Source organism: Paenibacillus sp. FSL R5-0887, assembly GCF_038002305.1.
GTDB classification, from domain to species: Bacteria; Bacillota; Bacilli; order Paenibacillales; family Paenibacillaceae; genus Paenibacillus_AQ; species Paenibacillus_AQ odorifer.
The window spans coordinates 1,503,539-1,528,822 of the sequence record NZ_JBBOCE010000001.1 but is presented as its reverse complement, the minus strand read 5'-3'; the positions used below and the strand labels follow the sequence as shown (position 1 = coordinate 1,528,822).

Annotated in this window: 13 protein-coding genes; all 13 read right to left on the bottom strand. The window is 43.4% G+C overall.

Features of this window, described 5'->3' with window-relative positions:
* Positions 1-8: 8 nt before the first annotated feature.
* The 13 genes from MKY14_RS06815 to MKY14_RS06755 all read right to left on the bottom strand — a co-directional run bounded on the left by MKY14_RS06815 (position 9) and on the right by MKY14_RS06755 (position 25,283).
* Complete coding sequence (locus tag MKY14_RS06815; protein ID WP_076307866.1) at positions 9-878, bottom strand: NAD(P)-dependent oxidoreductase; 870 nt, start codon at positions 876-878, stop codon at positions 9-11.
* Between the two features lie 157 nt (positions 879-1,035).
* Positions 1,036-1,620, bottom strand: a complete 585-nt coding sequence (locus MKY14_RS06810) for a TetR/AcrR family transcriptional regulator (RefSeq protein WP_256716028.1) — start codon at positions 1,618-1,620, stop codon at positions 1,036-1,038.
* Between the two features lie 190 nt (positions 1,621-1,810).
* On the bottom strand, positions 1,811-2,569 hold the full coding sequence (locus tag MKY14_RS06805) for an ABC transporter permease (RefSeq protein WP_076126564.1): 759 nt from the start codon (positions 2,567-2,569) through the stop codon (positions 1,811-1,813).
* The gene (locus tag MKY14_RS06800; RefSeq protein ID WP_340976062.1) at positions 2,566-3,339 is read right to left on the bottom strand and encodes an ABC transporter permease; all 774 of its coding nucleotides are present in this window, start codon (positions 3,337-3,339) and stop codon (positions 2,566-2,568) included. The genes MKY14_RS06805 and MKY14_RS06800 overlap by 4 nt, the downstream gene beginning before the upstream one ends.
* A complete protein-coding gene (locus tag MKY14_RS06795; protein ID WP_340976059.1) occupies positions 3,336-4,058 on the bottom strand; it encodes an ABC transporter ATP-binding protein in 723 nt (240 codons plus the stop codon). The genes MKY14_RS06800 and MKY14_RS06795 overlap by 4 nt, the downstream gene beginning before the upstream one ends.
* Before the next feature lie 83 nt (positions 4,059-4,141).
* A complete protein-coding gene (locus tag MKY14_RS06790) occupies positions 4,142-5,149 on the bottom strand; it encodes a sensor histidine kinase (RefSeq protein ID WP_340976057.1) in 1,008 nt (335 codons plus the stop codon).
* Positions 5,146-5,823 (bottom strand): response regulator transcription factor, encoded by a 678-nt coding sequence (locus MKY14_RS06785; RefSeq protein WP_076126558.1) that lies wholly within the window; start codon positions 5,821-5,823, stop codon positions 5,146-5,148. Before MKY14_RS06785 ends, MKY14_RS06790 begins: the two co-directional genes overlap by 4 nt.
* A 207-nt stretch (positions 5,824-6,030) precedes the next feature.
* Positions 6,031-12,828 carry a stalk domain-containing protein gene (locus MKY14_RS06780; protein ID WP_340976055.1) on the bottom strand — a complete coding sequence of 2,266 codons (6,798 nt, stop codon included), beginning with the start codon at positions 12,826-12,828 and terminating at the stop codon, positions 6,031-6,033.
* 108 nt (positions 12,829-12,936) lie between these two features.
* Positions 12,937-13,878, bottom strand: a complete 942-nt coding sequence (locus MKY14_RS06775) for a hypothetical protein (protein ID WP_076217652.1) — start codon at positions 13,876-13,878, stop codon at positions 12,937-12,939.
* Positions 13,879-14,219: 341 nt separating this feature from the next.
* A complete protein-coding gene (locus MKY14_RS06770; RefSeq protein WP_340976053.1) occupies positions 14,220-19,826 on the bottom strand; it encodes a golvesin C-terminal-like domain-containing protein in 5,607 nt (1,868 codons plus the stop codon).
* Between the two features lie 295 nt (positions 19,827-20,121).
* Complete coding sequence (locus MKY14_RS06765; RefSeq protein ID WP_076126551.1) at positions 20,122-21,330, bottom strand: SGNH/GDSL hydrolase family protein; 1,209 nt, start codon at positions 21,328-21,330, stop codon at positions 20,122-20,124.
* Positions 21,331-21,347: 17 nt separating this feature from the next.
* Positions 21,348-23,579, bottom strand: a complete 2,232-nt coding sequence (locus MKY14_RS06760) for an FAD-dependent oxidoreductase (RefSeq protein ID WP_340976051.1) — start codon at positions 23,577-23,579, stop codon at positions 21,348-21,350.
* Positions 23,580-23,663: 84 nt separating this feature from the next.
* Positions 23,664-25,283: a response regulator gene (locus tag MKY14_RS06755; RefSeq protein WP_248548647.1), complete on the bottom strand. Its 1,620-nt coding sequence runs from the start codon at positions 25,281-25,283 to the stop codon at positions 23,664-23,666.
* Position 25,284 lies beyond the last annotated feature (1 nt).

The window sequence follows — 25,284 nt, the reverse complement described above, 5'->3', positions numbered from 1 at the left end:
CCAATTTCTTAAGAAGAATGCTCAAGACAACGGATTAAAGCCGTCCAATCCAACTCACCATAACCATTGGCAATTCCTTCAGACAAGTGATGGTGGATAAGCTGACCTAAAGGTAGAGGAGTTTGAACGGACCTCGCTGCCTCAATAGCCAATGCAACATCTTTTAACCCAAGCTTCATTTTAAAACCGGCCGGTTCAAAGCGCTGTTCGCTCATGATCGCTCCATAGTTCTGATATATTGGAGATTGAAAAAGAGCATTCACGACATTCATAAATCGGGACGAATCAATACCGTGCTTTTCTACCATTAGCTGCACTTCCGACAAAGCTTCCAGCATTGAAGCAATTAGAAAGTTAACGCCAATTTTCACAACGTTCCCTTCTTCGCCGTGATCCCCAATCTCTACTATCTCTTGACCCAATACTGTTAAAACGGGAAGTACCCGTTGTCTTGCTTGTTCCGGACCAGCTAAAATAATACGCAATTTAGCTTCTTTAGCGGCATCTGGGCGCCCCATCACCGTGGCAGACACAAAGTGTTGCTTTCGCTCCGCATGCGAGACGGATAATTTTCGAGCCAGATCTACGCTGATTGTACTGGCAGAGATGTGAATTCCATTTTCCGACAATCCATTCAGAACACCATCTGGTCCCTCGACGACCTCCTTCAAAGCAGCATCATCAGAAAGCATGGTAATTACAAGATTGCTTTCTTTCACTGCCTCTAGCGGTGTTTTGGCATATCGTGCTCCCTGTTTCATTAAGGGTTCAACTTTTTCAGGGGTCCGATTAAAGATGACTAATTCATAACCCGCTTTCAACAGATTTTGGGCCATTGGGAGCCCCATATTTCCAAGCCCAATAAACGATACTTTCATTAGACACCTCTCCTTATTTTGAGGGATTTCTCAATAACGGAATGATCATTCCATAATAATTAAAAAAAATATAGTCTAACACATACTCCTTAATTAGCACCTTCAAAATATGGGAAATATGATAACGGAACGATCGTTCCGAAATAATTAAAAAAAATTAGATTCCTGCTATTACAAAGCTAATCATCTCTTTTGCACGTTCCGGATTCTGATCTGCTTTGGCCATAATATTAATGCTTTGATGTAAATTCAACAATAAATAAGACAACGCTTTGATATCAGTCGTTTTATCAATTTCTCCCCGTTGCTGGCCCTTTTCTAAAAGGTCACAAAAAGCTTGCTCTAATTCCAAAAAACTAGTCTTTATCAACTCATTAATTTTTTCATCTGGCGACTCCAATGTTGTAGCTACATTCGTAACAAAACACCCGCCCGGCAGGCTGGTATCGTATGCTGAAGCAATATGATACTCAAAAAATTGAAGAATTCCATCTCTAACACTAGATGCATGTTCAAGAATAGCCTGCTTATTGAAATTCCCCTTTTTATAATGCTCAAGGGCATCTGTATACAAGGTTTGCTTGTCGGAAAACGTATCGTAAAGGCTGGATCGGCTAATGCCCATCACCTCTAGTAAATCCGGTATGCTAGCCGCTTCGTATCCTTTTTTCCAAAACACCAGCATGGCTTGATGCAGCGCTTGATCTTTGTTAAATTCTTTTGTCCTAGCGATAAGTAACACCTCCCGTCATTGAAATATAACATATCTGAACTGATCAGTCCAGATTTATAAAATAAACGGACACTCATATTGGTGTCCGTTCTTAAGAGCAAATACTTAGTCATTGAATTGCTCATAAACATCTTTTATCCAAACATCAATGTTTGTTGCATATTGTTCTAGTTTAATGATCAAATCAGCTAGTTCAGAGTTAGGCATCTCGTTTACGGTAAAATATAATAGCTGCTGTAATAAAGATCAGTGTCCATAACAGGGAAATACCTGTCCCTTCCATTGGTGTAAGGACATTTATTTCATCGGAGGAAGGCGGCATATACATATAATATCCTGCTGTATCTGGAAAAAAATATTTAGTATTGTGTAGAAAATCTTTCGACAATGGACTGACAATGAAGTAATAGCCAAGCAGTACCACTAAAGCAGGCGTAGTTCGTCTTAATAAAGCACCTATAGCTGCACTGAGAAGTGTGGTTAAAGTTAGATAGCCTGTTGCACCTGCTAATGATTTTATCATTTCGTCTATTTCAATCACTACTGCTGTGTCTTTCATCATGATAAAGGTATATAGTACACCTGATGCAGTAGTAAAAGACGCCGCAGGAATGGTTATAATGGTCAAGGCCAAATACTTCGTGGATAATTGAAACCCTCGCCAAGGTATCGTAGTTAAAGTAGTTCGAATCTGTCCCCCTGTATACTCTGAACAAGTAGCTAAGATACCAAGAATAATGAATCCTGCTTGAAGATATCCCATAGAAGAAAGTCCTGTATTCAGTATATTTTGCGTTCCTGCTGCCCCTTGTAGATCAACAGAAGTAAAAGCGGCGGCTAAACCTAAATTAAGAATGAATGTAACCAAAAGAGTGAGCCCTATCAATGGTAATGTAACTAATTTATCCAGTTCAGCACCCAGGATTTGTGTTATCTTTCTACTAGATGAGACACTCATGCTGCAACGTCCCTCCTATGGAATACAATAGCTGCAACAATGAAAACAACGACTACCCAGGCAAACATGACTAAACCGCCTGTGAAAGGGGTGTGAAACCTCTCGAATAAACTGCCTGTGGACGTGTTGTCTGTAAACATAAACATTTCAGCGCCAGCTCTATCTGGTAAGTAAAACGCCAACTTTGTAACCCTATACAACAGGACACTAAAAGATACAACGGATGAATTTATTATGAGCACAGCAAGCGGGAGGATGCCATTCTTAGTTAGCAAAGTAATTCCAAGTGCTAAAAGAGCAGTGAATGTCCAGTAACAAATGGCACCGATAAGTCTGGACCATTCAAATGCAGGGGCATATTCACCAAGAATAAGATGCGTTGCAGACACAGTTGTCATAATAGCAACAATACAAAGCAGTATGCTGATCAAAGTCACAGCGCCTGCTTTTGCCAGCAAAAAATGAAGACGGGATGAAACAACAGTTAAACTCGTTGTAATCTGTTGTCCTCCACCAGATTCACTGCTCTCTGTCAAATACTCACTGCTGACAGCAAGCACACCAAGAATAATAACGCCTTGCACACCAAGAGCTAACCCGATATAGCCAACTTCCGATAGCCGCGTGCTAACTCCAGCTATAATCTCCTCTTTTTGTGCTATGCTGTCCAAGGCAGCAATAAGCGCTGGGGCAAACGCTCCAATGAGATAAGCAAGCCAAATACCCGGTAAGGAGAACAATTTAGATAGTTCCGCGTTGAATGCTCTCATACAACTTCACCCGCATTTTCAGATGTCAGGGCAAAAAAGGCTTCCTCCAGCGTGGAATAGTTACCTATTACTTCTTCCAATGTTCCATCTGCAACGATAGTTCCATGCTTAATAATCACCACATCATCAACCGTCTCTGCAAGCTCTCCCATTAGATGACTGGATAACAACACCGTATTTCCAGACTCAGCACGTTCACGTAAAAATGTCCGAATCCACCGAATTCCTTCTGGGTCGAGCCCATTTACGGGTTCATCTAAAATCAATACTTTTGGATCACCGAGTAGCGCAGCTGCTATTCCAAGTCTCCTCCCCATACCAAGAGAATACTTCCCAACTCTTTTTCCGGCTGCATTAGTAAGACCTACTATTTCCAGAACTTCCTCGACACGTGAGTTAGACAATCCTGCGGCACGGGCAATCCAACGCAAGTGTGCCCGTCCTGTTCGCATACGATGAGCTCCAAATCCATCAAGTGCGGCACCTACTGTGGATACAGGATTCTGTAATTCTGCGTATGGCTTTCCATTGATTAGTGCACTCCCTGAGGTAGCACGATCTAATCCAAGCAGGATGCGAAGTGTAGAGCTTTTACCTGCTCCATTTGGACCTAGAAAACCAGTTACTCTGCCAGGTCTAGCTTTAAAACTGATACCTGATAAGATTTTCCCAGTTCCGCGATGTTTGACTAAGTTATTAATTGTAAGCAACCATAACACTTCCTTTCTGTTATGGTTCTAATTATAAAGAAGCAAAGTTACATCTCGGTTATCCTGCTGTTTACTTCTGGTTTAACTTTAGGTTAAGCTCTACCAATAGCCACTGTTGTGCCGTTTTCATTTGATGTAAAGTCAGCTTTAAGCTTCATTTTATTCAACATATAATTTGAAGTCGATAAACCTATCCCCGCCCCACGCTCATAGGAAGAGTTATCCATCCCCGGACCTCTGTCTGCAACAATGATCTGTTCTTTTTCTACATCAACCACAATGTTTACATATTTCCCCTCTGCTGCATGGCGAAGAATATTCTGAAATAAATTATCCAGAACACGTGTCATCCATTTAGGATCTGCTTCCCAATAAAAAGTCTTCTCTGTCGGTAAATCAACCTCGATCCGGATTTCTTTTTCTTCAAATACAGGATACCACGCAGCAACAGATGCTCTTACTAAACGTCCAATATCTGTTGAAGTGGGCTCAAAAGGATGTTTTCCTGATGTAAGCAATGTATAGGAAAGTAAATCATCCATTAGATCTCCGACTCTAGTAATCGTATGGTTCATCTCTGATAATGAGTTTTGTCCTTCTAGACTCATTGATTCTTTATTTAATCGGGTGACATGTCCTCTCAAAATGGTAAGCGGCGTTCGTAAGTCGTGAGATAAATTCGCGATGAGTCGATGTCGTAACAATTCCTCTTCATGTTCTCGCTTGCGACTGTCTTCAAGCTGTTGAATCATCCAACTAAAGGAACTTCCTAACTGGTCTATTTCATCCATACGATCACTTTGAACAGCTATTGGTTTAGGAAATGAGTTATGATTAGCTGAAAATGACATGACTTCCTGTAAGCAGGTGAGACGTTTACGAAGTCTCAAGAAGAAAATCCAAGAGATTACCACAAATGCGACAATAATAAAACCAAACACAAGAAGTACAATGTAAAAATAATTTAACTTATTCAGCTCTTCTTCATTAAAAGGAGACGCAATGAACGCAGATAAGAAAATAAGTACGATCGGAGGTAAAAAGATAAATAGAAAATGTCCTTTTAGAAAACGACGAAATAGTGATTTAGTCTGTCTCATAGTTTCACCCGATAGCCTATTCCCTTCAACGTTTCAATAATCTCTGGGGAGTCTGGATGGCGTTCCAGCTTTTGACGCAGTCGATGAATATGTACCATTAATGTTTTATCACCTGTGATATAAGCTTCTTCCCAGATGGCTTCATAGATTTGTTCTTTTGGTAAAACTTGATTAGGGTGGCGTAAGAAGTACATCAAAATATGATGTTGTTTCCCTGTCAATATAATTTCTTCTCCTGTGTGTTTATCAAATACCATTTGGATGTCTGGATCTACTTCAATATAATTCCCTAATGAAATGCGTTCGGAATGTGTTCCGCCCTTTCGACGGATTAATACTTCTAATCTAGCAATTAGTTCATCCGTATGGAATGGTTTCGTTAAATAGTCATCAGCAAATTGTAACCCTTCTACCTTATCATCTATCGATGTTCGAGCAGTTAACAGCAAAATAGGAACAGCAGGAGCTGCCTTTTTTAATCGTTTCCCCACAGTAAATCCGTCTAAACCGGGTAACATGATATCCAAAATAACGATTTCATGCTGATTTACTTCTTTTTCAGCTCCTTCACCAGAAAGCAGCCACTGTACTGAAAATCCTCGTTGTTCCAATTCTTCCTTTACCCAACTGCCGATCTTCTCATTATCTTCAATATATAACACGTTTCTTTTCAAGTAACTTCCCTCTTTCTAAACCGAGTTCACTATTAGACAGATTAACACAATCTAAAGAATTGTTTCCAGTTAAGACAATTTTATTGTTCGTTAATAGAGGACATTCACCGCCAAGTTATCGTCTATGCCGGGCGCACACTAGAAAACCCTCTAACATGGCAGTGCATGTTAGAGGGTTTCGAGCGTAGCTGCTAATTTTAGGAAATACTACTTCATGATACTAATGGATTTCGAAGTATTATCGAAGAATATATTTGCACCAAAATACTCAGCAATGAAACGTAATGGGAGCATAGTACGACCGTTTACAAGTTCAGCTGCTACATCCATCGCTGGTGCAAGTTCACCGATCTTAATCGACAAAGTCTGACCTTTCAAAGTAATCATTACGGTTTTCGTAACGTTATCCCAGCTTATGTTTGCTCCTAAGCTCTCGGCAACGAAGCGCAGTGGGACTAACGTTCTGCCTTTAACTACCGTTGAAGCAACGTCCATACTCATTTCGATTCCGTTTAATCTATATCCTGTCTTTCCTAGAGTGAATTCCAATTTCACAGGTTCAGGCTTGGCTGTAACGAAGAGATAACCTAGTCCTTTTGCCGTGAAGGTAAAATTACCTGTCTCATGCTCATAGTTGCCGCCTAAACGCTCCATGTTACCGTTCAATTGAAGCATAACACCGCATAACAAGTTAAGCTCGTTTGTCGACAACTTCTCTTTTGACAGATCGAAGGTTACGGGTATAAGCCCTGTATAATCCGTTACTTCCCGGCTATCCACGAAGATCTTTAATTCATATCCCCGCCCTATAGCTCCGCCTCTTTCATCTACAGGTATAATGACAACCTTCATCCGCTTTCCTGTATTCAACTGCTTCAACAATTCAGCGGACAATTTAACAGATACGGTGTCATTCGTAACGATTAGCGGTTTGTCGGCATTAATAATCGCACCGATCGTATCGCTTTGAATCTCAAGCTCATCTTTTCCGGCTGACATCGTCAATTTAATGGAATTTCCCTTCTTCAGCTGCTCTTTGATTGTAGCATCAATACGCTCCGTTACTGATGACTCTGGCGAAGGAGTCGGCGTACTGCTGTGGCCATTTGAATTGCCGCCATTGTTATTGCCATTATTGCCACCACTGTCATTTGTAGTAATTACAATAGTTAACTCTATCGTATCCATGCCAGCATGATTGGAAGCCGTAATATTGAATTTGTAAGTTCCCGCTTCAGTAGGCACGCCTGAAATAACGCCCGTAGCTCCTTCTAAATTCAGTCCAGCAGGTAAATAATTATCACTCACTTTCCAGGTAATCGGTTTGTCGCCGTAAACCGCTAATGTTACCGTATACGGTTGTCCAACGTTGCCGCTTAGCAGATTCTTAGTGATAATCTCCGGAGCTGTATCCACTGGCTTATCTTCTTTAATCTCGATGCTCAATGCTCGCTCATCTCTACCAAAATCATTCGTTGCTGCAACAGTGAATTCGTAATATCCCGCCTCTAGAGGCGTACCCGAGATAACGCCTGTTGCTTCATCTAGGTTCAAATCTACTGGCAAATCTCCTCCCTGGACCTTCCAAGAAATCGGTTCACTGCCATATACCGCTAGTGTTACTGTATACGGTTGTCCAACTTTGCCATTTGGTAAATTCTTAGTGATAACCTCCGGAGCTGTATCAACTGAGACATCTTCAGTGATCACTATATTGAACTGTTTTGTGTCACTGCCAACGTCATTGTTTGCTTGAACTTTGAACGTAAATTGACCCCATTGATCCGGTGTACCAGAGATAACACCAACATCTTCATCCAAGCTCAATCCTGATGGTAATTGCCCCTCTACAACGGCCCATTTGATCGGCTTATCGCCATCAGTGGTAAGAACTGCCGAATAAGGTTGTCCTACCTTGCCATCCGCAAGCGAATTCGTCATTATCGTTGGTGCCGTACCTGCGTCTTCAGCCCATTTCGCATATAATTTAATATCCCTTGTAACAGGATCAGCATCGAAATTCCAAGAATCGTTTAATCCTGTATCTTGATACCAACCGCCGAAAACAGTTTTATCTTTTGTCGGCGCTGTTGGCTCGGTAATTGTACCGCCCATGTCAGCGAACTTCACCGCAACTTCACTGCCCCCATTGGAATCAAAAGTTACCGCATAAGGGTTGTGCGCGCCGATGGAAGGCGTTCTAGCGCTAAGTGAATTGCCGAAGAAGTCTGTTCTCTCCGTCATATGAGGCAGAGCATTCGCCCGATCCACATATGGGCTTACAATCTCGGCACCTGCACCATAGGCCAGGTTATTACCATCCGCAAGACGGAACCCGTTCATCGCACTGTAATCAAGCTTGGCCTCCACTGTTCCACTGTTGGTAATCCAATGTTCAGGCGCAGATTTATAGTCTTTTAATATAGAATTCAGTTCCTCTTCCGTTACATAGCGGTTGTCTGTTGCTGTTACGCCTGCACCTAGATATCCGCCTCCACCTGCGTTCATGCTGCCAAAAAGATTAGCCGGATACACAATGTTGTTCGTAAACCGTCCGGCTGCAAATGGAGCTGATGTTCCCCCGCCTTTCAGACCAACCTGGTTGTTTGCCCCAGTGTAGGCAAATATATTATTTTGGAAATAAATGTGCAAGTTGGAGGCTGTCGGGTCAAATACTAACGAACTGCTATTCTTCAATGGTGTGACGATGACATTGTTATAGTATAAGCCACTTAATTCCTCGCTCGTTGAAGAACCTCCTGCAAGCAATATTAGACTGTTAAAGCTCTTGTTAAAATCGGGGCTGCGGCCGTCGTTCACGCTAATATTATAGCGAACGATATTGCCCTTGGCAGCATTCATCTGTAAGTACCAACCACCATAGTTATTTCGGCTGTAATTGTATTCATACACATTGTCCTGACAATAGTTGTCAATGTCCCAAGCCATACCGTCATTACTTGCATGATAAGGGTTATCCACAGCTTCATTATAGCGGAAGATGGTGCCTTTACTTGCCATAATCCACGCAGCCGCATAGTTTTGCGAACCTAGATATGTTGGTGTTGTATTATTTGGCCCCCAGTTCCTAACCAGATTGCCGCTCTTATCGCTTAAATAGCTATAACCGTTGTCTGTGACCACATTTCGTTCCACAAGGGAGTTGTTCCCGCCGGACATGACAATGCCATCTCCAACCGAACTAGAAACCCAGTTGTTTCTAAACACAGCGTTGGATGCCCAAGGATAGCTAGAATTACTCCAAGTAATGCCTGTGTTATTAGTCCCAGGATTGCTTGGCCCGTAGGCATTATTGCGAATACCTTCGTTATCACAACGAAGGGTTTTGTTGCCTTCAACCAATATATCCACATAACCATTAATAATGATACCGCCGGATACCTTACTTGCTCCATTTGCTTGGTGCAGCCCATTAACATCATGAACATAGTTATCTCGAATGACGATTCCTTGCATACGAGCATCAGCATAATCTTGAATATTAAACTGACCTTGTCCCAGCTTGGAAATCCGTGACATTACAGCGATACCGGAGCGGCCGTCACCTGCCGCATTGCCGATGTTCGTTACTTCAATTCCACTGACTACCCAATAGTTTACGTCATATAACTCTATGGTACCGTTTAAGGAAATGCCTGATGGGCTCGACGCTGTTCCTCCACCATTAATTACCGGGCGTTGGTTAGGGTCGGTCGTATTATATTTTGTAAGTGTAATCGGATTTCCTTCCTCACCATTGCCGCGCAGTCTGATTTGTTCGTTCCATACGCTATTCGCATCCAGATAAATAGTTGAACCTGGCATAAATACATATTCATTAATCTTGGAGATTGATTTCCATGCCGTAGCTGGTGTGCGTCCATCTGCATGATCGTCACCGTTATTGGAGAGATAATAATCACGGACTTCAAGGGGTACAATGTTCAACTCGAAGGTGATTTCGGCAGGATACAGATCAAGTCTAACGGTATATTTTCCCGGCACGATATTATTTCTTGTGAATGATTCTTTGTTAATCTTCAATACATTACCGCTAACCGTATAATCCACATCCCGCAGCAGAGTTACAGCACCGATCTTCACTCCAGCCAGATCCGTTAAATCAGGATTTACGGTGATATTATAGTCATCCAGACCAATAACATATGTGCTGTCTTCCAAGTGACTATACTCTTTAGGCAAGAGCTTTAGCGTAATAGAAGCTGTTCCGGTTTGGGCTGCTATTCCACTATCGATAACATATACGTCATCGATAAAATGCCTGTTCTGTATATCCTTAACCGTTCCAGGCTTGTTGCCCCAGTTCGTAGCAAGCTGCAATGCATCGATCTTGGAAATATTGTTCTTAACTGGAGTATCAAAATTTCCGCCAGCTGTTGTTTGCCTTTGAATGTCTTGTCCATCGATTTTATAGGTTGTTCCTGTTGATGTAACGAACCATTGAAATTTATGCCAACCTTCGCTTCGCTTGACATCTACAGGATAGAATCTCCCGGATGAACCGGGTCTGACTGCGTAATTGGTCAGATTTGCGGCCCAGTCACCATCTCCATTGCCATAATTTATTGCGATATGTTCATTGGACGATGGGGTTAAGCCAAAGACAGCGTGGTCATTGGAAGCCGCTCTGCCATCATCATAGTACCAAGCAGTAACGATTGTTGTCTTACCGGTTGCAGGGGCATAATTATAGGTACCTGGAACAGTCGCCACCTGACCGGCGCCGCTTGATGTCGCGGCCTTTCCTCCGGTACGGGACATCACATCGCTGTGAACATATCCGTTCGCACCATTTGAAAATTTCTTCTCCCCTTCAAATCCATCGTAAAACTTAGTGTCAGCCTTATTGAAGTAATCAACGCTCACATGTACAGTAACTTCTTCGTTCCCTGTCGGAATATAACCTTTCTTAACCGTCACGAATCCGGCATCATCAACTTCAATCTTATCCTTGTCTTGATCCGCCGGACTGAAGCTGATGTTATCAGCAACGAACACATCAGCTGTGTCAACCATTAACCGCGTTCTATCTCCTGCCCGTAATGTATCGTTCTGGCGAATTAGCGCAATGTTCGCTGAATATTGTGCACTCTCCCCTGACTCATCAGAGTCTAAGAATCGTGACGTTGCGTTGCCGTTTGCTTTTATTTTAAATGTATCATTTAAAGTCGGGGACAAAGCCGCATCATTGCTTGTTGCTGCAATCGGGCTTCCTTTAGCTACACCATTACTGAAGAGTTGAACCGAATAGGCAGATGCGTTAGCGACGCGATCCCATGTAGCGTACGTGCCGTTCCATCTGGCATTTGCCGGTGTAGGCAATTTCTCGATCTTTAATATTCCGGATGCTGCAACTTCTTCACTGATATCTCCCGCATTATTTATGACAATAGCTGTAACAGTGTAGTTGCCCACTCCCAGTGCCCTTGCATAGGGCAGAACATGATGCCTTTCATGATTGTTAGGCTGGTCGGGTCCCCCATTTTTCGATAAATAATAACCAACAGGTCCACCGTCTTTGAACAGTGTTACTAGAGTATCGCCGTAATTGGAAGCACCACTATAAATACCCGTGTCCGAGTCAAGCGTTGGATTAATTGGTGCATTCACCTGCGTATTGGTGGTTATCAACAACGGTACAGCATGGGATTTCACCACAACTCCCTCTGCCGAGGAAACCTCGCAATAATAAAAATTGCCTTGTTGTGAAGCTGCGTCCACATTGGAAAGTGTTAATACTGCCTTGTCAGCTCCGCTGACTTTTGTCCCGCTCAAGCCAGTCTCGTCATCAGATAAATACCATTGATAAGCAGTAGCAGCGGCTGATGCCGTAATGCTAAATGTTGCTGTCTCACCTTGTTTCACTTCTGCCGCTGTTGGCTGAGTGCTTATTTCTAAATTTGGCAATCCGCCGGGAGGTACCAAATTCACTGTTAATGTTCTGGTTCCTGTTGTTGTAGCCACATCTTTTACAACATAAAAATCGTCGATTAGATGTTTATTTTTAATATAAGCTTTGTTCCCTGTCTGGCTATTCCATCCTCCCGCTATTTTAGGCTGAATGGTTGTACCGCTCTTCATAGCTCTGTAAATATCACTTTGCGCTGAATCGGATATTAATGTTCCGTCTATTTGTAACGTCGCACCATTTGGTGTAATAAGCCACTCGAATTTATGCCAGCCTGTGGAACGTAAAGCCCCGCTATCTTTCCAACGGTTGCCTGCTGTACCCGCTGATGATGGTGCATAAGCCCAAGTATATTTCGTTGGGTTATGAATAACATCTGCCTCTGAACTTTGATAGAATGTCCCGGCAAAGGTGGCATTTTTGCCATCTACAATAGCAAATTGCGTTCTATCCGTCGCAGTCTTCTCCTCATTAGGATACGGGTCAAAATACCATGCCGTCATCTTATAATTGCTGCCAGCCGGCAATGCCACATCTTGAGCTACCTTTTCATTATTCGTATCATCCGAAGGTGTAATCGCTTTCAATCCAGAACGGGACTGTGCATCGGACAGCGTGAATGACGAGCCTAATTTGCTCATAGATGTCATCGGACCATTGTTGTTCTCGAAGTCCTCCATGAATAACACTTCTGAGTCAGGGTAATAACCCGCCCTGGCCGTGATTGTCACCGGGACGCCCGGAGCATCTGGCGACGCAAATGTATAACCGTTAGATAACGTAATGTTCCCCTGATTATTAACAGTTAAAAGTTGCGAATTGCTGGAATCATAACTTACCTCGTCAATAACCGGTCCTTTAACCAGACTGCTTAAAGGTGAACCTTTATACGTAAGATTTACCCTACCTGTTTGACCTGCCGCTTGTGTCAATTCTAGTACAACGGAGTCAAAAGATTCGCTCCCTCCCGCAGCTGACACTTCGGATGAAGGTGCCAAGCCGAACAGAGCAGGGAATGCCAACGTTGTAGCTGTAACTATCGACAAAGCTTTTTGCATCCATTTCCATCGTATCATTCCAAAATTTCCTCCCTTTGAAATTAATAAATTTATACTTTATAAAAAATCTGTATCTATGGAAGTCTCAATAGACATAGATTTTTATAAACTTAAAAACTAACTATTCTAGTTCACTACAAACTCACTGAATCGATTACCGTTATACACGATCTTCAATTCATTCGTATTTGCAATTAACGCGCGCAAGTCAGACTCCGCCGATCCGTATAGAATGGAATCTTTCACTTCTTCCAGTTTAAGCTTGGTGATTTCCGGTTTTGTGGTTAATGTAGCAACGACATCCTCACCCATATATTTACCGATTACTGTCTCACCTACAGAAGCAGCAGCTAAAGACTCCCAGAACTTAAGAGACTCGGTATCTTCTTTGGATATATCTAAACGATTTAGCACTTTCTCTTCTTTGACTTGTCCCGCTGTCGCTAACGCAGCCGTTAATTTATCAGCTACACGAATATAATCCGCACTTTTTGATGCATACTCAACTTGTAACTGGGCGTCGCTCATTTTCGTTTTCTTTACCTGGGTTTCTATCAAATCCGGCCAACGGGCGCCACTTAAATATTGCATGTATTGATATAAATCAAACTGAGGCAACCCATAGTAAGTCTCTCCTGAATCATCCATCTTAGCTCGCTTAACATTTTCTTCTTGCATGTCGGATTTAAGCTCATCAAAGCTTTGGTAAGGGGCGATTCCTCGCTTGTCTGCAATAAATTGCTCCTGCTTGGACATTAGCAATGCTGTCATCGCAGAATTTTTGGCGTATTCAGAGGGGGTTTCATGATTTTTGCCGTATTGATGTGTCCAGAAGCCCTCATCTACTTGGGCCCCATAAGTTCTGAAGAAATAGTCTACCGTTATAGCTCTCTGCTCTTTGACAAAAGATTGAAATTCTTCCTCTGTTACGGCGTATCCATCTACTGTAAATATCCAATTTTCAGGCAGTTCCACCTTTTTGTTAGTTAAGCCCAACATGAGTAAAGCAAGAACAATCAGAGCGGTAAACAAGATAATCACTGTTGGTTTTCGTCTTGTAATCCCCATGACAGCCTCCTCTCCAATATTCAACCTAGCTTTGCATGAAAGCCATGACAGTGAAATTCTTCGCCATTGCAGGAGAAGTTCCCAAATTTAAATGGTTAGACATTATTGTAAGTTTAGCCACACCCTAATATAAGCGCTTATTTAGACTGAATTAGAACAAATTTGACATGTTCAAATTACCACGTTTGGTTGAAAACGCCCTGCTAATCTAGCATGAGCAGTATTATGTAGATATCACCCAGTTGAGAGCCTTGAAAGATTAGCTTTTTGTATAGCTCTATACTAAATTCCAGGAAATAAAAAAGCCGAATGGATTGTTCTCATCCACTCAGCTCATAAGTTTATTTTACAATAATCTGTATCGTATCACTTTCCGTTGTTCCACTTCCATTCATAAACTCACCGCGATATTGATAGATGCCAGGGGATTTCCCTGAAATTTGTGAAATGGCCGATTGAGCACTTGGTGTTTGTGAAGATAAAGATTGCGTTTCAATAAGTTCGCCATTTTCATATAATCGATACTGTACTGCGTTCGTGCCCCACCACATATTAGCAGTAATACTATAGTCGCCATCTTGATCCCAGTTGTCACTAGACAACACAGGCTTGCCGGGATTCGCCTCAGCCACGGTGACGGTGTGTGGATCACATGAAGTCGTTCCATACAAATTCGATAACTCACATGTATACACATAGGTTCCATTCGGCTTTCCTTGAATAGGAATAATGGAAGTCTGGGCGGCTGGCGAAACATCGGCCAGTGACTTCGTTTGGATCAATTGACCATTCTCGTACAACTTATACAGTGAGCCATTGTTTCCCCACCACATATTCATTGTAACCTCATAATTGCCATCATTTATACCTGTCGCAACACCGCTATTATTCGAAAGTGTCGGTTTACCTGGCACTCCATTTGCAAGCAATTCCGGGCTAAAGGAATGCCGTTCGAACTTGACTGCATCAGCCCTCGTATAAATCATATCGGCAGGTAGAGTTGGCGGATCTACCGTTGTCGGAGTAACCCTTGTTAGACGAACGTACTCGCTGCCGTCTCCAGTAAAGTCGAACGTTCCTAGATTAACCCAACCTGACGAGCCAATGGTTGCATCAATATACGTGACCTCGGTAACCGACTGATGCTTCACTTCCACTTTGACATAGTTATCGTTTGCCGTCGTATGGACGAGCTTGTAAATGGAGACCGTATATTTCCCCTCTGGGAAATGGCCTTTCCACGTCGCTGATGAACCTTGAACGGTAGAATAACGGGACTTAACCCCAATTTTGTATCCAGCTAAATTGCTTTGGCTCCAAGATCCTTCTGTCGTGTATAACCCAGTCGTATTCGTGCTGTCGACAATAACCGTTAAGTCCCTGATCGCAATTGTCATAGAAGGTGTTGTTAAGGTCACCCCGTCAATCGTTACAGTGGCCCATACCTCAATATGATCCGTTTCTCCGTCGAGACTTAGAAGGGTCAACATACCGCTACTGTCCACTTCAGCCAGATCGGTTCGATCAACGAAATACTGCACATTTGCCTGTGATAGATCACCAATCAGACCGTTATCCAAATAGCCGGTTACGCTTAGTTGTGCGGTTTGAGTCATTTGCAGTTCACCCCGATCCGACAGGATCACCACAGACTCCAATTGCGGCATACTGTTTGGATCCACCCACATCATCGCATCGGCAACTACCCGTGACTTGTTGGCCTTATTGGTTAATTCGACATATCCGCTATCGCCTGCTGCAAAAGGATAATCTCCCAGGTGCACCCAAGTCCCATTGGCCGTTGTCTCATCAACGGTAACCGTCTCGGAGCCTCCACTATAATAAACGGTAAATGAGGCATTTGTTGCCCAATTTTCACTTGTAGCGGTTATTTGCGGAAGCTTGTAATACACACTGTAAGTAACACTTTCCGGCAGCTCAGGCCGCCATTTAATTCTGCTTGTCGCTGTGCCGGCAGTCGATTTGGCGTACACATAGTTATCATAGTAATAGTCGTTAGCTGTTGTATCCCGTATCCAGACGCCTTCTGTCTCTGCCTCCGTATTATCCACAATGATCGATGAACTCTCCTGCCAATCCGGTTGAACTGGAGTTTCTTGTACTTGATCAGGCAAATAGAGTGTCCGCTTGCGGGTCTGTTTCCCATCCGATTCCACATAATAAGTGAAGGTTTGGGATAAATCGTTTACCCGTATCGACCATTCCATCGGATAGATCGTATCTGGAATGGTTGTATACGTTACTCCGCCATCCAAGGAATAATGGATCGTCGCTGGTTTTGTCGTTTTTGCCTGCACATAAGCATCATAGGCCGTTTCGTCGGGCTTGACGATCAGCATACCTTTAACCGCATCTATTGGACTGTGGATATCGAAGAAATAGCTTGCATCCGATGTATCAGCAGTTCTGACCTGGTGCAGCGGCACATCAATGTTGAGTCCTTCTACAATGATAGCGGTTATTCCTTTGCTTGAAACCGTGGCTTGAATGATTCCACCACTCATAACCGCTTGCTCTGGTGTGCCATTGTCGCGGATGATGGTTACGGTATAATCTTGTGCCGGGTTGAACCCAATGATTTGCGCATTCAATTCGATCGGAGTCTGGACTTCAGCTGATGATTCGTTGCTTAACCCGATGTAGAATTTATTCCCGCTCTCTCCCGTTATCCAGTTCAATTGAGGATGGTTGGTCTTGATAATCCCCTTGGGCATCCAGAGCCAAACGTCGGAATTACCGTAAAAATTCCCTGGTTTATTTCCATAGAGGTGATATTTGAACCATAAAAAATTAGTTTCAAAAACAGAAGGAAATGTAATACTACCATTTGATTTCAACGTTTGTTCGCTGATCAAATAATCCATCGTTTGCCCGAGCTGTCCCGGGATATGGTGATAATAGATGGATGTAGCCCCGCTTGGGCCTTCCAGAGGAAACTCTGGCTCAAGTTGGCTAACGGCGAAGCCCTTATAGTAATAACCTGGATAACTAGAATATCGTCCAATAACTGCATTATGAGCAATATCCTGCAGCAGTTTATCACCTGTATAGAGCGACAATCTCAGCATGAATGGAGCTTCCTGAGCATTCATCCGATAATAGCCAGTTGTACTTCCCGCTTCAAACGTCAATCCATTGGGAGAAACAAGCCAACTATCCGCTTGTACGCCTCCGGCTACATCTTCTGGGAGCTTGATCCGAGGATATTGATATTTACCACTTTCCGGCCAATGGAACGACTCCGCGTAATTATACGTCTCAGGCTGCGGAATCGTAACGCTACCTTCAGGAACCGGACGAGCAACAAACATCGTTGCATACCGTTTGGCTTCCTTATAAGCTGCATTCAAGTATTTGGGATCCTGAGTTTCCTCGTAAAGCTCCAAGATCTCCATCCACAGCTTGCTATAATAATAAATGAACTCATTTTTACTCACATTGACGGATGCAGGCGTATCAATATGCTGCATGATATAGCTGTCGGCTGCATCCTTGGCAGCCTGTAAATACTGCGTATCTCCCGTCATACGATACATCATCAGGGGTTGAATGACAGGACCACGGTCTTTCTGGTCAGGATCACGCACGAGGTATTCTTCCTGTGCCAGTGCTCCAATTCCTGCCGAAGTACCCATCATCTGATTGAGAGCGGTTACGCTTGAAAAATCAAACGGCAAGGTTGCCATTTTCCATAACGACGGCACACCGTATACTGGCTTTTGCGTAGGCGACCAGCCTATACCATTTCGCGATAAGCCATACTGGACGGACGGCAATGCTCTCGTATCGTAGAGCTGGTCATCCCCAGTCAAATAGTAAGCCCCCAAAAGAACTGCATTCGAGCTTGTTCGAACGCTATCCTCGTTTTCGATGTCAATAAAGCCCTTGGCACGGCTCCACCACCCGCTGGGTGACGGGACATAATCAACAGAGTCATCCCCTTGCGGCTCTATCTTAAGTAAATCGATCATATTGAACATCGCGTCAGTAAGCGACTGATCTGATACATTTTCCCGGTATGCAGAATAACCGTACTCTTTGCGAAGAATATCCGCGTAGGACTCATACAATTTGCTTTTTTGAGCGATTAGTCCCATATGAAATTGATAAGTGCTTTCTGCGTTCATTTGCGAATAGGTCCCTAATTGAGGAGCATACAAGATTGGCTGCACGCTGCCTTCGTTGTTGACAAGGCTCATGCCGAGCCTTTGCTTCGTAACGCCTCCCGTCGGTTCAAATTCAACCGGAAGCTCATCCGACGGTACAAATACCCCATATGTCAATGGATTCCCCGAACCGTCATTCTTCTCAATTAGACTCATCGGAGCGCTTAGTTCCCTTAAGCTTGTTGATTCCACTGAACCTACCATTTTGGCGTGTGATCTGAAACCATTTAACACTTCATTGACGTCTGAGATTTGCTCTGTTGTGAAGGACTGATAACCGATTACATAATTGCCATCCTTGCGAGGTGTAAAGGCGAAGGAAACATCAGGTTTGTCCCCTGACATAGACCAGTTCACTTGTAAATCGTAATCGCTTTCATGTGAAGAATCGGTTAATATCGCCGTGTGGCTGTCTGGGAATTTGATCTCGTCGAATGTAATCCAGCGTTTGTTCATCGTATCGTAATAATTGGTTCGACTCCCCGCATTCCCATCCAATAAGACCCATTGTTCTTCAAGTCTTTCCGCCACATTATTAACAGGCATCCAGTTCCCCGTATCCGTATCCTTGTAGAACATATCACGAACGATGGTTTTGCCTTCATCCCAAGCAGCTTCATAAAAGGTAGCCTTATAGCTGGCATTCTCGATGCTGCCTTTTTCCGTGTAACTGAGATTCGCCAATGTACGGCTGCGCAGCGGAGGCAACGGCGGAGCTTGCTGCCGTATATTCCCTTCAAATTTGACCGCATCGGCCCGCGTAATGATTTTTCCAGTCGTAGGTTGTGTTCGAGTCAGTCTGACAAATTCGCTATCATCACCACTGAAATAATAGGACCCCAAATCAACCCATCCGGCCGATGGCCCCGACGAGGGTCTCAGATCCATAAACATGACATCTGTAATCCCATTGTGAACAATTTCGATTTTAACATTACTGTCTGCTTTATCCGCCCAATCAAGCTTGTTGAATGAAATTTTCGCCGTCCCTGCTTCTAATCGCGGATTCCATGTGATGCTTCTTCCTACTGCATCGGTAAATTTGGAACTAGAATTATTATATCCCTTCACTCCCGTACTTGTAGTCCAATCAGGAGCGGAGAACCCGTTATTTGCGTTATTTACATCAGTAGTGACGACATCATCAATCGTGATGCTTCCATCATCAATGATGATCGTCTTATGAGGCTCTTTTTGCTGAATATTCCCTTCGAACTTGACCGCATCTGCACGAGTAAGTATCGTGCTGGTTGTGCTGGTAGACCGAGTTAATCTAACGAATTCGTTACCAACTCCGGAAAAATAGTACTCTCCCAAATCAACCCATCCCACAGAAGCGCCAAACGAAGGCCTCAAATCCATAAAAAGAACATCCGTCGTTCCATTGTGGACGATTTCAATTTTTACATTGCTATCCGCTTTATCTTCCCAGTTAAGCTTGTATAACGAAATTCTCGCCGTTCCTGCTTCCAATCGTGGATTCCATGATATCGTTCTGCCTGCTGTACTCGTATATTTGGAGCTGGAGTTATCATACCCCTTCACCCCTGTACTTGTGGTCCAATTTGGAGCCGAATATCCGTTGTTCTCGTTACCCACATCAGGTGTCACAACATCATTGATCGTGATGCTCCCGTCATCGATGATAATCGTCTTATACGGTAAGGTCTCTGCATAAGCGGTCCTTATTCCGTCTAGGCTGAAAGGAACTAATATCGTCACGATGAAAACGATTAAGAAAAACAGCTTCCTTTTTATCATACAACTCACAGCCTCCCTTAAGTTGATAACGCTTACAAATTAATAAAACCCTCCTTTGTTCGAAGATCATAAAGAAGCAATCAGCCGTATTCTTCTGGCTAATCCCGCTCCGTCATTTTTATCATAGCATGTCACGTAACTGTGAAATTTCTTTGATTTCAAGAATTTCTTATAAGATTTTAAGCAAGAAGAAACGACATTGTCTTCCTTTAAAAAGAGACCTACATCATAACTGGCCGCTCAACTGCAGTCAGTATGATATAGGTCTTTCAATTGGAGAAAACCTTATGATTAATTATAATGGCGGCTGCACCAATAACAACTTCCCAAGCTGGATCACCGTTTGATCATACCAATCTGGATGCTGCCGAACATGCTCAATACTTCGTTCATTGCCGCATGCCTCAAATACAGCCGCTTTGTCTGTCTTTTCGGTATCGACTTCGAAGCGCACCGTATGTTTCCCATTCGGGAGCTCCGGCAAGAATACATACTGATTACGATTATGATCGTTGTGTAGTGTGAATCGATCGACAATAAAGGGTTCCCCACCATCCACCGACACCTTCAATCTGCCAGAATCAGGCCCCCCGATATCGAATAACCCGATATGGGTTCCCTCGAACTGCACCGTAATAGCCTCTCCAGGATCGACTGCTCGCCACAGGCCGGGGAACAACCAATTGTACTCGCGTACTAAAGCACAATCATCGGGAGTCATGTAAGACCATCCTGCGGAAAAATCGGTAAGACTATCCAATGACAGCATGCTCGCATATTCCCAAGGATTAGCCGGGACCAACGGATTCTGAGGTAAGTGATGTACTGACCTTCCTGGATGATCCTGAAGTTCTCTAATTTTTTCAAATGACCGGGTGATCGTATCCGTGTAAATCTGATGTCCTTCGGGAATAGTCGGATGGATCGAATCATGTGTAAAAACAACGGCTCCGGAAATGGACACGTCTTCCCTTGAGGTGAAAACGAGTTTTCCCTCCGACACCAAGTGACTGACCGCTACGCCCAGATGAATCGAAGGAATACCGTAATAGTCGGCCACTTCCTCTTGCATTAGAGCCCCCTTCTGGTATTCTCCAGACTGAAATAAGGCCACATCCCGCTCCTTCAGCGTATAAACGAACAGGATATCAGTAAACCGGCTCCGCTTGCGGATCTGACGGACAATCCCTTCGATCCGCGCCTTGGATTCGGGATCTCCGCCATCATTACCGACAAATTCAACAAATACTAGATCAGGTCGATGACGCAGTACATCTGTCTCCAAACGGGCACAGCCCAAATCCGATCCTGTCCCATCAATGCCTGCATTCACAGAGCGGATATCCGCCTTAGGATATTGCTTACGAAGCCAATCCGCCGTCATAACCCTGTAGCCTTCAGAACGTGTATTACTGCCGCCGAAATAGACGATTGTTACGGTATCCCCATTTTCCAATTTTTGAATTATATTGGGGAGCCCTTTACGAGGGAATAATTCCTTCATCGTGACTTCACCTGTCCTCATTTATCGATTTTAGGAGCAAACAATTTCACAGCAAACACTTCAAAATAAGGCGAACCATAAGTTGCGCCGAAATTAATCCGGATTCGGGTTACACCATTCGCATCTATCTTATGTTTATTCAACGTGAGATAATTTCCACGAGTTATGATTGTCCTCTCGGTTCCGTCTTCTAAGGTCAAGGTCATATCATAATCTTGGATAAGGGACTCAATCGGGTCGTTGAAATGCTCCAAATCCAGCTGCGAATTAAAAACAAGATGGATTTCGTCCAGATTTTTGGGGCTTGCAAAACAGAATTCCAACCATTCCTGTCCTTCCGAATGTTCAGAAATCCAGCCATTCGGTTGGCCATAAGGTCTGGAGTAGCCATTGACAACATTCTCAGGACTATACATATTCTGAGCTGGCACCAGGTCCTTAAAGCAAATGCTCTTATTGAATTTCTTCAGCCTGGACGGCTCTTCCGGCCTATAGTGGAAGCTGACCGCTCCTGTCAATTTCTCTTCATTACCGTATATGGCAAGGCTCGCCGTGCCCTCCAATATGATGTAGATTTTGTCGTCAGCCGGTTTCTTGCAGTCCAAGTCTAGCGTAATCCAGTCGTCATGACCGGCTGTAATAACCAAGTGGTAGTCTCTCAACTCGCTGGTTGGAATGTAGTTTTCCTTTCGTTCCCCGCCAAAAAGCTTCACATGTAGAGTTTCCGAATGCTTGGAGCTATTTTTAATTTTGAACCGTACGCTTTCAGCCACGGATGTCTGAATCGGCAAGACCAAACATAACCCTTTCTCCAAGGAAATCTCTTCGGTTGGATGAAGATTGTCATAGCTGCGCTGAGACGAGGCACGAATAGTTAATCCGTCAGCGAAGTAAGGATCCAATTCCTCTTGAAGGCCTACAATGGTTTGTCCGTCTCGAAGCAATAGCGCCTGCAGCTCCCCCATATGAGCTTCGACTATAGCAGCAGGGTCTACCTCATATTTCGAGCACAACGAAGCAGCTGTTCCAACCGCCTGCCCCATACAACCGCAGGTTGCCATAACCCTTGTAGATCCGAAAGCCACATGGGTAGCACTTATATTGCGACCAGCGAACATGAGATTAGGAATATTTCGTGAATATAAACTGCGGAAAGGGATATTGTACAATCCAGGCACGAAATTCCAAGCTGTAGCCGGCCCCTCATCGTAGATGCCCTTATTAGCATGTAAATCCATATACCATCCACCGACCGATACAGCATCTTCGAAATGCGGCTTTGCTGTGAGATCGTTCTGAGACAACATGTGATCCCCAATAAACCGCCTCGACTCCCGCTTTCCCGGGATCGGGCATACATAATCCAAAATGAGATTGTCTACATCATCAAATTCACCGCTATTTTTGAGATAATCCCAAATCCCGTATACCAATTTCCGCAGCTCTAACGCGATGTCTTCATTATTTTTAATAATATCCATATGTCCGCCGTATTCCAACCACCACAATCCGCCAAGCCCGTTGATTTTTCTTGGAAAAGCCCGATGATTTAAGCCTTTTCTGATACTATCGAAAAAGGTTAACTTCGTAATATCATACGCAAAGCCAGGTCTTTTGTATGGAACGGAATATCCTACGTCACGGGCTTGAAACAGGATCGTATCGCCCATGGTGTAATGGTCCGCCACTTCAGGAGCCAATTCTTCCTTGTATTCATGTTTCGCTTCTCTCCCCCATCGGAAGAGAGCACCTGCCTGATATCCGACAACTCCATCTCCGGAGCAATCGATATAGGTTCGGCTTTCAAAACGAAATTTCCTTTCGGAAGCCAATTGAAGACCATCCACCCATTTAATTCTGCCGTTCTCCATGCCCGTCTCATGCACGCATGTATTCAGAAATAGAGAAATGTTAGGCTCAGCATAGACCATATCCAACAAGACCGTATCCGAAAGCGAAAGCATCAGCTTCTTGTTGTATAACGGATTATAGTGGAAAATCTTCAACTTGAGTTCTTCCACCAACCCTCCTTCGCGTGCATAATAGGATGGACTGTTTCCGAGATATGCCGACCCGTTGATATGAACCCTGACCTCGCTGCTCGCATTTCCCCCAAGAACCGGTCGATCATTAATAAGTGACACTTGCAGCCCTTGGCGTGCGGCAGCAATGGCAGCGCATATCCCAGCAATACCTCCGCCGACGACGGTTACATCTCCTTTAATAAGCTCCATTTTGATAACCTCCATGATTAGATCCTTCTATCATGGTAATCCTTTTGCTCCCTTTTTTTTTACATGATTTCGCGAAAAAATCACACATTTTTTGCAACCTTAATTGGATTCATACCGTGTCATTTTTATCCGATATTGCTTAGGAGTATCACCCGTATATTCTTTAAATAATTTGCAAAAATAACCTTCATTCACAATTCCTACTTCTTCGCACAATTCCAATATAGAATAATCCTGAATATTTAACAGCTCGAGAGCTAATTGGATTTTTTTACGATTGATGTAGCTGATAACGCCTTCGTTCATTGTTTTTTTGAATAAGCTGCTAAAATACGATGGAGCTAAATTCACTTCCTCGGCAATCGCCTCGAGCGTTAATCGCTGTTTCAGGTTTTTCTCTATAAACCGCATAGCACTCATGATTTCTATACGATGTAAAAGTTGGCCGGCGTGTACATATTCGAAGGTAAAGTCGCCGATATAGGCAAGCTGCTCCCGAAAAGCTAAAAATTCTATGGGAAACTCTGCTACTTCCGTAGCCAACTTGTTTCCCGATTTAAACTTCACAATAATGTCTCTGTACAAGTCTCTTAACATAGGCGCCATGATGGACTTATGGATTTTATGGTCCGTAACAAATTGGTTCAGATCAGCAAATGCTTTCTCCAGCTCTTCCTTGGAAACCTTTCTTTTCACCCCAGCAAGAAAATCAGCCAATTTCTGCTGAAATTCTTCTTTTCTGTCATTATGGTAATGGAACCGATGCATGGGTGTTTTTACTACTTTCTCTGTATGATAATAGAAATCATCACTCACATTTTGTGCTTCCGTGTAAGCTTGTTTGATGGATTCCCAGCCTCGGTGTGGACCTCCAAAAGCGACGGATACCCTTTGATTCAAATATTGATGCAAATGGGAGACGATCTGCCCCCCCAATGTCTGGCAATCATATTCCGTTTCCAGATCACTACGATTATTTTCCCAGGATAGAAAGCCAATAAACCGATTATCGGATAGATCCGCAGCTACACCACTGCCACCATTCATCACCGTTTCTTCGATTATATTTGTAATCGCATACCTCAATATGTTCTGATCAGACGCTGAATAATCATTTCGGAAACTTTCATACATATTCATTTCGACAATAAAGCAGCGATAGTTGGCTTGAAAGAAATGGAACTGCATACGATTGGCAAAATCTGATGCCCGATGAGAAGGGATTTCGCCTCTGATAAGCTCGTTAAAAAATTGCTTGCGGACTCTATATTTATTTTCAAGCACGGATACGTTTAAAGATTGAAATTCCGCTTCTTTTTTCTTAACTTCATTTAAAATCCCGGCTGCCTTATCTAAAGCTCGATCCAAATCCGCATCTCTGAGCGGAACCTTAACAATGTACTCCAATACGTTGGCTTGAATAGCTCTCTGGGCGTATTCAAAGGATGAATAAGCGGTCAAAAGAATGAATTGGGTATGGGGAAGCTTTGGCTTTAGCTGCTCAATCATGGAAATCCCATCCATTCGCGGCATGACGATATCAGATATTACGATATCCGGCTTAAGCTTTACGATCTCCTCTATCCCCTTCAGCCCATTATTCGCTTTTCCCACTAAATGAAATCGCTTATCCCTAAGGGAGCGCTCGTGAAAAAACAATTCCAATCTCTGAATGATTAGATCTTCATCGTCAACAATGAAGCAGGTGTAGTCTCTCATC

What these genes read in the sequence shown, in the direction of transcription:
- MKY14_RS06815 (WP_076307866.1), bottom strand. Translation starts at nt 878, where the DNA reads ATGAAAGTATCGTTTATTGGGCTTGGAAATATGGGGCTCCCAATGGCC.
- MKY14_RS06805 (WP_076126564.1), bottom strand. Translation starts at nt 2,569, where the DNA reads ATGAGTGTCTCATCTAGTAGAAAGATAACACAAATCCTGGGTGCTGAA.
- MKY14_RS06765 (WP_076126551.1), bottom strand. Translation starts at nt 21,330, where the DNA reads ATGAAGGAATTATTCCCTCGTAAAGGGCTCCCCAATATAATTCAAAAA.
- MKY14_RS06770 (WP_340976053.1), bottom strand. Translation starts at nt 19,826, where the DNA reads ATGATAAAAAGGAAGCTGTTTTTCTTAATCGTTTTCATCGTGACGATA.
- MKY14_RS06760 (WP_340976051.1), bottom strand. Translation starts at nt 23,579, where the DNA reads ATGGAGGTTATCAAAATGGAGCTTATTAAAGGAGATGTAACCGTCGTC.
- MKY14_RS06775 (WP_076217652.1), bottom strand. Translation starts at nt 13,878, where the DNA reads ATGGGGATTACAAGACGAAAACCAACAGTGATTATCTTGTTTACCGCT.
- MKY14_RS06780 (WP_340976055.1), bottom strand. Translation starts at nt 12,828, where the DNA reads ATGATACGATGGAAATGGATGCAAAAAGCTTTGTCGATAGTTACAGCT.
- MKY14_RS06790 (WP_340976057.1), bottom strand. Translation starts at nt 5,149, where the DNA reads ATGAGACAGACTAAATCACTATTTCGTCGTTTTCTAAAAGGACATTTT.
- MKY14_RS06800 (WP_340976062.1), bottom strand. Translation starts at nt 3,339, where the DNA reads ATGAGAGCATTCAACGCGGAACTATCTAAATTGTTCTCCTTACCGGGT.
- MKY14_RS06755 (WP_248548647.1), bottom strand. Translation starts at nt 25,283, where the DNA reads ATGAGAGACTACACCTGCTTCATTGTTGACGATGAAGATCTAATCATT.